Source organism: Yersinia aleksiciae, assembly GCF_001047675.1.
In the GTDB taxonomy this organism is placed as follows: domain Bacteria; phylum Pseudomonadota; class Gammaproteobacteria; order Enterobacterales; family Enterobacteriaceae; genus Yersinia; species Yersinia aleksiciae.
In genome coordinates, this window is record NZ_CP011975.1 from 2,696,929 (window position 1) to 2,709,327 (window position 12,399).

Below are 12,399 nucleotides of genomic sequence, written 5' to 3' on the forward strand. Positions count from 1 at the left end.
CTTGAAGCTGTTAAAACCGCTCAGTCCGCTTAAATACCAGTTCGTTTTTCGCTGACAGTCCGGCATCAAACTCATAACCTTCCAGATTAAAATCAATCAGTTGCTCAGGTTTGGTTAGCTTGTTCTGGATGATGAAACGGCTCATCAGACCACGGGCTTTCTTGGCGTAGAAACTGATAATTTTGTATTTACCGTTTTTCTCATCCAAGAATACTGGCTTAATCAGTGAACCAACTAATTTGGCCGGTTTCACGGCTTTAAAATACTCATCAGACGCCAGATTAATCAGCACGTTATCCCCTTGCTGTGCCAGCGCTTGATTCAGTTTCTCGGTTATCTGGTCACCCCAAAACGTATAGAGATCTTTGCCCTGTAGGTTAGCTAGCTTAATGCCCATTTCCAGCCGGTAGGGTTGCATCAAATCCAACGGACGCAGCACGCCGTATAGGCCAGAGAGCATACGTAAATGTTGTTGGGCGAAATCAAAATCGGCATCGCTGAACGTCTGTGCCTGCATTCCAGTGTAGACATCACCTTTGAAGGCCAGAATGGCCTGACGGGCATTCTCTGGCGTGAAATCAGGCTGCCATTCACTGAAGCGAGCGGCATTCAAACCCGCCAGTTTGTCGCTAATCCCCATCAGGCTGCTGATTTGAGCCGGCGTCAGCTCGCGGCAGATCTCGATAAGTGCTTGTGACTTATCCAACATTTCAGGCCGAGTAAACTTGTTGGTCGCTAACGGACTTTGATAATCAAGGGTTTTGGCCGGGGAGATAATAATAAGCATCACGACATCCTGTTAATCCAGATAACACACTGTAGCAAAAAGCGCGCGCCAGCTAAAAGAAGATTGGGCGATTGCTAAGATAGGTGGGCTGCTTTCTATATCGGAGGTATAGTTTTCGCAAGATAAATAGCTTAGCTAAATCGTCTCAGCACCACAAGAATGGATGAAGTTGCTATTAATCAGACGATTTCCAGCTGTTTTGAAAGGCGAAAACGGTTGCGAACCGGATAGAGCAAGGTTGCGCTTTTTTTAATCAGTTTAACTGCCTTGCACCAAGGATTACGCATGTTATTATCAAGACAAGGCAGGGCTTCAAAATAGCCAATATTGCGAAATGGCTAACATTCCAAAAACGGTGAAGAACCATTTCGAAAGCGATAAAAAGTTGCGACATGCCAAAAGTTCATGCACAAACGACGAGAAACGACAACATGACCGATAAACTTACTTCCCTACGCCAAATCACCACTGTAGTCGCAGATACTGGGGATATCGCGGCAATGAAACTGTATCAACCGCAAGATGCAACCACCAACCCATCCCTCATTCTGAATGCGGCTCAAATTCCTGAATATCGCAAATTGATCGATGAAGCTATTGCCTGGGCGCGCGAACAGAGCAGCGATCATGCTCAGCAGATCGTCGATGCAACGGACAAACTGGCTGTCAATATTGGTTTGGAAATTCTGAAATTGATCCCTGGGCGTATTTCCACCGAAGTTGATGCGCGTCTGTCCTATGACACCGTCGCTAGCGTGGCAAAAGCCAAGCGCCTAATCAAACTGTATAACGAAGCGGGCATCAGCAATGACCGTATTCTGATCAAACTGGCTTCTACTTGGCAGGGTATTCGTGCCGCAGAACAGCTGGAAAAAGAAGGCATTAACTGCAACCTGACACTGCTGTTCTCCTTCGCTCAGGCACGTGCTTGTGCGGAAGCCGGTGTGTTCCTGATTTCTCCGTTTGTTGGCCGTATTCTTGATTGGTACAAAGCCAATGGCGACAAAAAAGAGTTCGCGCCAAACGAAGATCCAGGTGTGGTTTCAGTGACTGAGATCTACCAGTATTACAAACAACACGGTTACAAGACTGTGGTGATGGGCGCAAGCTTCCGTAATCTGGGCGAAATCATTGAATTGGCGGGTTGTGACCGTCTGACTATCGCACCATCACTGCTGAAAGAGCTGGCAGAAAGCGAAGGTCCGGTTGAGCGTAAATTGTCTTACACCGGTGAAGTTCAGCCGAAACCTACGCCACTGACTGAAGCTGAATTCTACTGGCAGCACAATCAGGACCCAATGGCGATTGATAAACTGGCTGACGGTATCCGTAAGTTTGCTATCGATCAGGGCAAACTTGAGAAAATGATCTCCGACCTGCTGTAATCTGAGCGGATCACGCGAGATTTGACGAAAAGGTGGCGTAAGCCGCCTTTTTTGTTTTCTGCGGCCTATTCGCTGGGGCGCTTTACTGCCCGAGCCGTCACTTCAATCACTTTGGGTATGTTATCATTCGACCAGATAAAGGCATTTCATCGAGGTAGTCGCATGAATACATTACGTATAGGTTTAGTCTCCGTCTCTGATCGGGCGTCGAGCGGGGTTTATCAGGATAAAGGCATTCCGGCGCTAGAAGAGTGGCTGGCAAGTGCATTAACCACCCCCTTTGAAATTGAAACGCGCCTTATCCCTGACGAACAAACGCTGATTGAACAAACCCTGTGTGAGTTAGTCGATGAAATGGGTTGCCATTTGGTGTTGACTACGGGTGGAACTGGCCCAGCAAGGCGCGATGTCACCCCTGATGCCACTCTGGCTATCGCCGATCGGCAGATGCCCGGTTTTGGCGAGCAAATGCGTCAAATCAGCCTCCATTTCGTTCCTACCGCTATTTTATCCCGCCAAGTTGGGGTTATCCGTAAGCAGGCGCTGATCATCAACTTACCGGGACAGCCCAAATCAATTAAAGAGACGCTGGAAGGGGTGAAAGATTCCCAGTCGAAGGCGGTGGTTGCGGGTATTTTTGCTAGTGTGCCTTATTGCATTCAACTGCTGGATGGGCCTTATATAGAGACCAATGCTGAAGTGGTAGCGACTTTTCGTCCGAAAAACGCCATTATCGATATAAAAAGCTAAATTAAAAGTTTCTATAGCATTAGATACCATTATCAAAGTGTGGGGAATTTTGTACGGTATAGTCATGTTTACTTTACAAAAAGATGAAAATATTTTTCTTCCCCAACTCTGGTTTACTACGGTGTCATATGTCTCAAGAACACAACTCATCTCAAAGCGACTTATCCCAACATGATGTTGACCAACAACATAATCATAATCGTCGGTTGAATAAGCAAGATTATAAAACGCTGACTCTGGCTGCATTAGGCGGGGCGCTAGAGTTTTATGACTTTATCATCTTTGTTTTTTTTGCGGCGGTGATTGGTGACCTCTTCTTCCCGACGGATATGCCTGAATGGCTGCGTCAGGTGCAGACATTCGGTATCTTCGCCGCCGGCTATCTGGCCCGGCCGCTGGGCGGCATTATCATGGCGCACTTTGGCGACTTGGTTGGCCGTAAGAAGATGTTTACCCTCAGTATTCTATTGATGGCCTTGCCAACGTTGGCGATCGGTATGCTGCCAACTTACGCCTCTATCGGCATCGCTGCACCACTGCTGCTACTGCTGATGCGTGTGTTGCAAGGTGCGGCAATCGGTGGTGAAGTCCCCGGAGCTTGGGTCTTTGTGGCGGAGCATGTGCCGCGCCGACGCATTGGGATTGCCTGTGGTACTTTGACCGCCGGTCTGACTGCGGGGATCTTGCTGGGTTCACTGGTCGCGACGGCCATGAATACCACGTTGGGTCATCAGGCTATTTTGGATGGCGGTTGGCGTGTGCCGTTCTTCTTGGGGGGGATCTTCGGTTTGTTCGCGATGTATTTACGCCGCTGGTTGCAGGAAACACCTATCTTCAAAGAGATGCAGGCTCGTAAAGCTCTGGCTGAAGAGCTGCCACTGAAATCCGTGGTGGTCAATTACAAGAAAGAAGTGGTTGTTTCGATGTTACTCACTTGGCTACTTTCTGCCGGTATCGTGGTCGTTATCTTGATGACCCCGACCTATTTGCAGAAACAGTTCGGTGTGCTGCCCGCGTTAGCATTGCAGGCGAACAGTCTGGCGATTGTCGCATTGGTTTGCGGTTGTGTCATTGCGGGTCTGGCGATTGACCGCTTCGGTGCCAGTAAAACCTTTATTGTCGGCAGCCTAATGTTGGCGCTATCAACATGGTCGTTCTATCACACCAATCTCACTGATCCGACCCAACTGTTTACCCATTATATGATGGCCGGTTTTTGTGTCGGGATCGTCGGCGCGGTACCTTATGTAATGGTACGTGCTTTCCCCGCGGAGGTCCGTTTCACGGGGATTTCATTCTCTTACAATGTGGCTTACGCCATATTCGGCGGCCTGACACCGATTCTGGTCACCCTATTAATGAAGGTGACCCCTATGGCACCAGCCTATTATATGTTGCTGCTATCGTTGGTAGGATTGCTACTCGGGGTTTATCTGCGTAACGATATTAACAGCGAAGTTAAAATCAATATGGCGAAGAAGGTCATGAGCTAACCAAATTATTACTCATGCATGCCAAGTTACCGTAAAAAAATAGCCCATAATGTGATCAAACATTATGGGCTTTTGTTTTTAGCTGGGTCCGTTAGAACTCTGATTTAAAATTAAAACCGACCTTTTGTTTTACGCGCGCAGAGGGTTGAGAAATCACCTCAGAAAAGAGTGTACTGGCACCTTGTTGCTGTAAATATTGAGCCAATGCGTTAACGGCGGCTGTTCCCGCTCCTCTTACGGTCCCTTCACTATTCGGGGTTAACACATAGTCTGGCAGTGTTGCCGATGCGACCAGCTCAACTTGATTTCTGTTATTGAAACGGTCTGCCAGAACAATCGCGATAATTTCCCCGCGGAACTTGAGCACGACATAAATCTCACCAGGACGCTTAATAATCAATCTGCGGTGGATAATACCGGTAACAATATGTCCAGCATGCAGAGTTTTACTCATTGCATTTGCCATATCGGAGTCGGCATCTTGATCAACAATATGCATGCCTTGATATCGTTCTCCCCATTGTTCAATGATTTTGATGAGTTCTTCTCGTAAGGCGCGATTTTTCTCAATTTCCTCAGCGGATAGTTTTGCTACTTCCTCGGGAGATGGTGTTGCTATTATTTCTATCTCAAACTCTGAATCATGTTGTTCGACTAACTCACCGTGTTCAATAACCCTAGGTGTTGTTGGTCTATATACGAAGGTTTCTAAGAGCAACTCATAAATACCCAGTGGCAGTTGTTCTACTTGGGCTGGCATGTCATCAGATGAGTAATAAAAACTATAGGTTAAATAACTCAGTTGAGCATAATCAAACGCAGTCTTAATCTGACTTAGGGGGTTTCCTGTGGTTTTATCGACGATTTTTTCCCTTATCGCATCACTTAATCGTTGCTCTATCTCTTTATTTTCGACTATAGCTCCTGTGCTCCCTGTTCTTATAATTGAGTCTATAATTTTACTAAAATACTCTGAGTTCCAGGTTCGTATATCGTTGCCAAATAACAATGTAAAATCAGTCATGATATCTAGCGTCCAATCAATGCAAGGGGGTCTTACTTGACGTGGTAGACGTGTATTAAGTAGCGAGTATATCGAGACCATACAGGTTTTTGCTACCGCAGGCAGGCTTAATGATTGGTGGTTATGTGTGCTGTCAATATAACTAAGTGTCATGTAGTTATCATCGATTTCAGTTTTATTTGTTTCTTTAGTTCTTACTTCTTTAATACTGATATCTGTTGATGGTTTCTCTTTTAACGGGCGACTATCTCCTGCAATATGCAAAGTTTTTTCTTTGGTATTATGGCTGAAATATTCATCTGCATTGAAAAGTATTCTATCTAATTGTTGACATGAACCATGAGTAATATAGTTGTAAATATTTAAAAATGGTGTGAAGTAACATATTAACTGACTCGTTTTAGCCAGGTCTCTTTTTTCCCAGTTCTGCTCGCCGGTGTCAGCTGTTAGTATAGAATTATTTAATATCAATGGTTTGTTACTGCGGTAATTGTAATTTTCAATGATTATTTCTGGTGCTATATCAATAACTTCAATCCACTTGAATGAAATAATAGGTGATATATCCACCAACTGTTCTTTTAGTGTTTGAATATATTGAAATTGTACAGTGTCATCACTTAATTGTATAATGAAAGCAAGTTTGTCCGCATTGTTTACGTATTCAAAAGCGAATTTATTGAACATGCTGTAATCTGAGAACGTAATTTCTTTTTCTGCAACGGTAATATTCGGTCCATTTAGTAAGTTGATACTGTAACCATCGTCTTTCCTATGATCTTGACTGTTAAAAATGAGTAATATTTGTTTGTTAACTAAGCGCTCATCATTCCAGTATTTTCCGAATGCTTCAGGCAGTGTTATCTTGTATGAATCTAAAATAATACATTTTTGATTACAATTGAGCTTTTTGTTTTCTGATACTTTAATACTGCTTATCTCGTTGTCCATATCTATACTAATTAAGTCTTTAGTGTTTATGCTTTCCGTTAACGAGAAAAAAGGCGCATTGAAATTATCATTTTTATATATTGTCGCCATCATTCCTGGTGGTATATTTATTGAATTTATACTATCATTATCAATAATAGATGGGTCTGTTTCCAAAAGAAATGAACTTATATACTCATGGTACAGATCTATTTGTCGGCCTGAATGTAAACAGGTCTTCTCACCTTGAAAATAATCCTCAGTGTAGAAGCAAACTTCATCATCACCCTCATCTGAATAAGCTATTTTTGATATTATTAATGTAATTATTACTAATAGTTTGCAGGCTATTATCATGATATCCTCTTGGCTTCGTTAACTAAAAAACGGGGTGTCATTATCGAGGCGTTGGGATTATAAGATGTGTCGGTATTTTCCTCCTTGTCTATTTTTCAATTATGAGGTATCACAATGTTATAGTGCGTTTTTTATGGTGGTATATATTGAATGAGTTATTCTGGTTTTAATAAATGGTTACATCATTAAGTGATAAATAATGTTTAGTTGTGAAGTAATAAATGAAGAACACTGAATATTAGAGTTATCCAATATTCAGTGTGTTATTAAATATAAAATTACTGGTGAAGCTGTAATTAAGCTACAGCTTGTACATGTGAAATTTGGCTTGGTTCGCCGATTGGCAGCACAGTACGGCCATATTGCTCGTTCAGCACTTCAGCCATTGCCAAATAAATTGCACTAGCACCACAAATAATGCCTTCGAAGCCAGCAAAGACCAACAGCGAATGGTTACCCGTGAAGTTACCCACTGCCAGCAGAGCAAATAGCACTGTCAGGCTGCCGAAGACAAATTGCAAGGCGCGGTTAGCTGGTAAGGTGCCGAAGAACATAAACAGCGTGAAAATACCCCACAAACCTAAATAAACACCGAGGAATTGTGCGTCAGTGGCTTCCGCCAGACCCATTTTCGGCAGCATCAGCAAGCCAACGAGGCTCAGCCAGAATGCACCGTATGAGGTAAATGCAGTTGCCGCAAAGGTATTGCCTTTTTTGTACTCCAGCAAACCGGCCAAAATTTGTGCCAGGCCGCCGTAAAAAATCCCCATACTCAAAATAACAGAGGTCAGGGGAAAGAAGCCTGCATTGTGCAGGTTAAGCAAGACGGTAGTCATCCCAAAGCCCATCAGCCCTAATGGGCCAGGATTCGCCAACTTGGTGGTGTTCATAAGTCCTCTGTCACTAACAGAATGCTAAAAAATGGATATCCCCTTCATTCTTGAAGTCGCAGAAGGTTAGCTGACAATCTAGCTGCAACACCAAACTCTTTGGGTATCATTATCCGAATAAGTATAAAGCGCCTGAATGACCAAAAAGTCGTCGATTCCCTCAGTGCGCGCGGCATCATAATGATCCCCGCGATTGGAAACAATGATCTTGAGGGTGATAAAAAGTAATTTTTTTTCATCTCCCCCCTTGATGCTGAGTTTCGTGGCCCCATCTTATTCCCAACCGCAGGAGCTAATCGTGGATCAGCGGAGACATGCATCAACACAATATTGGGCATGAAAACATTGATTAAGAAAATACGGGCAGTTGAAAATAAACAATCCGCCCACATATAGATTAGTAACTTGACCGAATATGACTTTTTAGTGGAGGCGTTTTAGATGGGTAAAATTATTGGTATCGACTTGGGTACTACCAACTCTTGTGTAGCTATTATGGATGGTACAAAAGCGCGTGTGCTGGAGAACAGCGAAGGTGACCGCACTACACCTTCTATCATCGCTTATACCCAAGATGGTGAAATTCTGGTTGGTCAACCTGCTAAACGTCAGGCTATCACTAACCCACAAAATACACTGTTTGCCATCAAACGTTTGATTGGCCGTCGTTTCCAGGATGAAGAAGCACAGCGTGATAAAGACATCATGCCGTACAAAATCGTGGCTGCTGACAATGGTGATGCTTGGGTTGAAGTAAAAGGCCAGAAAGTTGCACCACCGCAGATTTCTGCTGAAGTGCTGAAGAAAATGAAGAAAACAGCGGAAGATTTTCTGGGTGAACCCGTTACTGAAGCTGTTATCACCGTACCTGCTTACTTCAACGATGCTCAGCGTCAGGCAACTAAAGATGCTGGCCGTATCGCAGGTCTGGAAGTAAAACGTATCATCAACGAACCAACCGCCGCGGCACTGGCCTACGGTCTGGATAAAGAAGTTGGAAACCGTACTATTGCGGTTTATGACCTCGGTGGTGGTACTTTCGATATCTCTATTATCGAAATCGATGAAGTTGATGGCGAAAAAACCTTCGAAGTTCTGGCAACCAATGGTGATACCCACTTGGGTGGTGAAGACTTCGATAGCCGTTTGATCAACTATTTGGTTGATGAATTTAAGAAAGACCAAGGTATGGATCTGCGTACCGATCCACTGGCCATGCAGCGCCTGAAAGAAGCCGCTGAAAAAGCAAAAATTGAGTTGTCTTCAGCTCAACAGACCGACGTTAACCTGCCGTACATTACGGCTGATGGCAGCGGTCCAAAACACATGAACATCAAAGTGACTCGCGCTAAATTGGAGTCACTGGTAGAAGATTTGGTAAACCGTTCTATTGAACCACTGAAAGTGGCTCTGCAGGATGCTGGCTTGTCTGTTTCCGATATTCAGGACGTTATCCTGGTGGGTGGTCAGACTCGTATGCCAATGGTTCAGAAGAAAGTGGCTGATTTCTTCGGCAAAGAACCACGTAAAGACGTTAACCCAGATGAAGCTGTAGCGATTGGTGCGGCAGTGCAGGGTGGTGTTCTGTCTGGTGAAGTGAAAGACGTCCTATTGCTGGACGTAACTCCACTGTCACTGGGTATTGAAACCATGGGTGGTGTGATGACTCCGCTTATCACCAAAAACACCACTATCCCAACCAAGCACAGCCAGGTGTTCTCTACTGCAGAAGACAACCAGTCTGCGGTAACCATCCATGTGCTACAAGGTGAGCGTAAACGTGCTCAGGATAACAAGTCTCTGGGTCAGTTCAATCTGGACGGTATTCAGGCGGCACCTCGTGGTATGGCGCAAATCGAAGTCACCTTCGATATCGACGCCGACGGTATCTTGCATGTGTCTGCTAAAGACAAAAATACCGGTCGCGAGCAGAAGATCACCATTAAGGCATCTTCTGGTTTGAACGAGGAAGAGATCCAGAAAATGGTACGCGATGCTGAAGCTAACGCAGAAGCTGACCGTAAGTTTGAAGAACTGGTTCAGACCCGTAACCAAGCTGACCATCTGATTCACGGTACACGTAAACAGTTGGAAGAAGCCGGTGACAAACTGCCAGCAGAAGACAAAACTGCAATCGAAGATGCTTTGAAAGCGCTTGAAGCAGCTCTGAAAAGCGAAGACAAAGCTGAAATCGAAGCAAAAACTCAGGCTCTGGTGCAGGTTTCTGGCAAATTGCTGGAAATGGCTCAGCAGCAGCAAGCTGCCGCAGGCGGTGATGCTGGCGATACCAGTGCCAAGAAAGAAGACGACGTTGTAGACGCCGAATTCGAAGAAGTGAAAGACAAAAAATAATCGCCCTTAAGCGGGCACAGCAGTGGTAGGCCTTACTGTTGCTGGAAACCAGCACGGGCGTCGAGGAAACTCTACGCCCGTGCACGCATGTTAAGGGTAGGAAAAAAAGAGAATGGCGAAGAGAGATTATTACGAGGTTCTAGGTGTTCAAAAGAACGCCGATGAACGTGAAATCAAAAAGGCCTATAAACGCCTGGCAGTAAAGTATCATCCGGACCGTAATCAGGACGAAAACGATACCGGCGAAAACTTTAAAGAAGTTAAAGAAGCCTACGAAATTCTAACCGACCCACAAAAGCGCGCAGCATATGATCAGTATGGTCATGCCGCCTTCGAACAAGGTGGTATGGGCGGCGGCGGTTTCGGTGGTGGTGGTGCTGATTTTAGCGATATCTTTGGTGATGTTTTCGGCGATATATTTGGTGGTGGACGTCGTCAACGTGCATCCCGTGGTTCAGATCTGCGCTACAACATGGATCTGACACTGGAAGAAGCTGTACGCGGTGTGACTAAAGAGATCCGCATTCCAACGCTGAATGAGTGTGACGTTTGCCACGGTAGCGGTGCTAAACCGGGAAGTTCTCCTGTCACCTGTTCGACTTGCCGTGGTGCGGGTCAGGTGCATATGCGGCAAGGGTTCTTTACCGTACAGCAGGCATGTCCTACTTGTCATGGCAGTGGCCAAATCATTAAAGACCCATGCAATAAGTGCCATGGGCATGGCCGCGTCGAGAAATCAAAAACACTGTCGGTTAAGATCCCGGCGGGTGTTGATACCGGTGATCGCATTCGCTTAACGGGCGAAGGTGAAGCGGGTGAACACGGCGCACCAGCAGGCGATTTATACGTCCAGGTGCAAGTCAAAGCGCATCCAATCTTCGAGCGTGAAGGCAACAATCTCTATTGTGAAGTGCCTATTAACTTTGCAATGGCAGCCTTGGGCGGCGAGATTGAAGTCCCGACGCTGGATGGCCGGGTTAAGCTGAAAGTGCCTGCAGAAACTCAGACTGGTAAGTTGTTCCGTATGCGTGGCAAGGGTGTTAAATCCGTCCGTGGCGGGAGTCAAGGTGACTTGTTATGCCGTGTCGTGGTTGAGACGCCAGTTCATCTGAGTGAAAAACAGAAACAGTTACTGCGTGAACTCGAAGAGAGTTTCGTCGGTGCTGCGGGTGAGAAAAACAGCCCCCGTTCTAAAAGCTTCCTCGATGGCGTGAAAAAATTCTTCGATGATTTAACCCGTTAATAAATGGCTTAACCTGTAGGTAATGCAGGTTAAGCCACTAACTGTACAATGCCGATCAATTAAGGGTCTGTCCATCGATCCTGAGTTGATCGGCATTGTGGTTATTAATGTATTTGATATAAATTAAGTTGGCTTTATTGATAATTAATTCAAATAAATCAATCAAATGATAAAAAAATCAGTATGGTTTTATTTTCAATGTAAATACTAAAATATGGATGTAAATAAAAAAACACAACGACCACTTTAATATATCTAATGATAATTGGAGTTATGCTTTGTTTTGGCAATAATTATATGTCGAACACATGTTCTGTCCTATCTGCCGTCAGTAGATAGAGGTGTTGTCCGGTTATATCTATTATCGCTCTTATTTAATACTTCTTTCTTTGAATCATGCCCACCGGCTGATTTTTATTTACTGAAATATATCGTCCATGATTGGCCTGATGAAAAAGCGACAGAAATACTTCGAAATTGCCGTAAGGCAATGCTGCCAAATGGGAAAGTATTGATCATGGATAACCTAATTCAGGAAGATAATAAACCTCATTTCGGCAAGAACATGGATATTCTCATGTTGGGCAGTTTTGACGGCGGGAGAGAACGCACAGAAGCTGAACTGAAATAGTTGCTAACGAATGCCGATCTGAAAATAAGCCGCATTATCGATACCGGTACTTACCTGACGATTGTCGAGGCTATTGCACGTTAAATACAGTGATATGTATTTTAAAATGCTGAGCTTAAATTTATCTTAAGCTCATACTTTATGTATGTGGGCTTGAACTTAAGTCTAATATGCCAACTTGGCATTAATATTCTAATATTAAAAAAACAGCCTAAGATATTATTAATAGGTGTAGTTTTGATAAAACCCTTCATGTATAGCTGAAAAAGCAGTCACTGCGGAAAACAAAATTGCGGATCATCGGACTCATTTTGTTGCCAATGAATTGATGATGCCCATTGTGTCTGTGGTACAAGTCGATAATGTTGATGAAGCCATCGGGCTGACGTTAAAGGGCTTACCTCAGCACTTTTTTTGCGAGAGCTTGTCGGTGGGTCATGGTTGAATGAAGCCGTGAGCATCCACCAAATTGGTTTTTTTGCTCTTCCATCGAAAGTTAATGTGATTGATATGACCGATTGATCGGTAATTCCGAGTGTTTGTTGCTATAAAAACGA

The 12,399-nt window shown here is 44.4% G+C and carries 8 protein-coding genes and 1 pseudogene; 6 read left to right on the forward strand and 3 right to left on the reverse strand.

All coding sequences use genetic code 11. The features are described 5' to 3' along the window. Positions 1 to 10: 10 nt before the first annotated feature. Entirely contained in the window at positions 11 to 787 is a 777-nt protein-coding gene (gene yaaA / locus ACZ76_RS12170; RefSeq protein ID WP_048619160.1) for a peroxide stress protein YaaA, read from the reverse strand. Between the two features lie 431 nt (positions 788 to 1,218). Here yaaA and tal point away from each other — a divergent pair, with 431 nt between their 5' ends. The 3 genes from tal to ACZ76_RS12185 all read left to right on the forward strand — a co-directional run bounded on the left by tal (position 1,219) and on the right by ACZ76_RS12185 (position 4,415). Beyond that, positions 1,219 to 2,172, forward strand: a complete 954-nt coding sequence (tal, locus tag ACZ76_RS12175) for a transaldolase (protein WP_048619161.1) — start codon at positions 1,219 to 1,221, stop codon at positions 2,170 to 2,172. 162 nt (positions 2,173 to 2,334) lie between these two features. Then, positions 2,335 to 2,922, forward strand: a complete 588-nt coding sequence (gene mog / locus ACZ76_RS12180; protein ID WP_048619162.1) for a molybdopterin adenylyltransferase — start codon at positions 2,335 to 2,337, stop codon at positions 2,920 to 2,922. Between the two features lie 128 nt (positions 2,923 to 3,050). Next, positions 3,051 to 4,415, forward strand: coding sequence for an MFS transporter (locus tag ACZ76_RS12185; protein ID WP_048619163.1), 1,365 nt, complete (start codon positions 3,051 to 3,053; stop codon positions 4,413 to 4,415). 91 nt (positions 4,416 to 4,506) lie between these two features. Here ACZ76_RS12185 and ACZ76_RS12190 read toward each other — a convergent pair whose 3' ends face one another. Next, a complete protein-coding gene (locus tag ACZ76_RS12190) occupies positions 4,507 to 6,390 on the reverse strand; it encodes a GNAT family N-acetyltransferase (RefSeq protein ID WP_048620281.1) in 1,884 nt (627 codons plus the stop codon). A 632-nt stretch (positions 6,391 to 7,022) separates the two neighbouring features. Then, positions 7,023 to 7,616 (reverse strand): acetate uptake transporter, encoded by a 594-nt coding sequence (gene satP / locus ACZ76_RS12195; protein ID WP_048619164.1) that lies wholly within the window; start codon positions 7,614 to 7,616, stop codon positions 7,023 to 7,025. 441 nt (positions 7,617 to 8,057) lie between these two features. On the opposite strand from satP, the gene dnaK reads away from it, so the two are divergent. From dnaK to ACZ76_RS18475, 3 genes and pseudogenes are all read left to right on the forward strand, one after another. Next, positions 8,058 to 9,968 carry a molecular chaperone DnaK gene (dnaK, locus tag ACZ76_RS12200; protein ID WP_048619165.1) on the forward strand — a complete coding sequence of 637 codons (1,911 nt, stop codon included), beginning with the start codon at positions 8,058 to 8,060 and terminating at the stop codon, positions 9,966 to 9,968. Between the two features lie 112 nt (positions 9,969 to 10,080). Further along, on the forward strand, positions 10,081 to 11,211 hold the full coding sequence (gene dnaJ / locus ACZ76_RS12205; RefSeq protein WP_048619166.1) for a molecular chaperone DnaJ: 1,131 nt from the start codon (positions 10,081 to 10,083) through the stop codon (positions 11,209 to 11,211). 382 nt (positions 11,212 to 11,593) lie between these two features. Next, a pseudogene (locus tag ACZ76_RS18475) lies at positions 11,594 to 11,926 on the forward strand (methyltransferase); the annotation flags it as partial. Positions 11,927 to 12,399 lie beyond the last annotated feature (473 nt).

Excerpts from the sequence above, each read along its gene's own strand:
- yaaA (WP_048619160.1), bottom strand. The coding sequence starts at position 787 with ATGCTTATTATTATCTCCCCGGCCAAAACCCTTGATTATCAAAGTCCG.
- tal (WP_048619161.1), top strand. The coding sequence starts at position 1,219 with ATGACCGATAAACTTACTTCCCTACGCCAAATCACCACTGTAGTCGCA.
- mog (WP_048619162.1), top strand. The coding sequence starts at position 2,335 with ATGAATACATTACGTATAGGTTTAGTCTCCGTCTCTGATCGGGCGTCG.
- ACZ76_RS12185 (WP_048619163.1), top strand. The coding sequence starts at position 3,051 with ATGTCTCAAGAACACAACTCATCTCAAAGCGACTTATCCCAACATGAT.
- ACZ76_RS12190 (WP_048620281.1), bottom strand. The coding sequence starts at position 6,390 with ATGGACAACGAGATAAGCAGTATTAAAGTATCAGAAAACAAAAAGCTC.
- satP (WP_048619164.1), bottom strand. The coding sequence starts at position 7,616 with ATGAACACCACCAAGTTGGCGAATCCTGGCCCATTAGGGCTGATGGGC.
- dnaK (WP_048619165.1), top strand. The coding sequence starts at position 8,058 with ATGGGTAAAATTATTGGTATCGACTTGGGTACTACCAACTCTTGTGTA.
- dnaJ (WP_048619166.1), top strand. The coding sequence starts at position 10,081 with ATGGCGAAGAGAGATTATTACGAGGTTCTAGGTGTTCAAAAGAACGCC.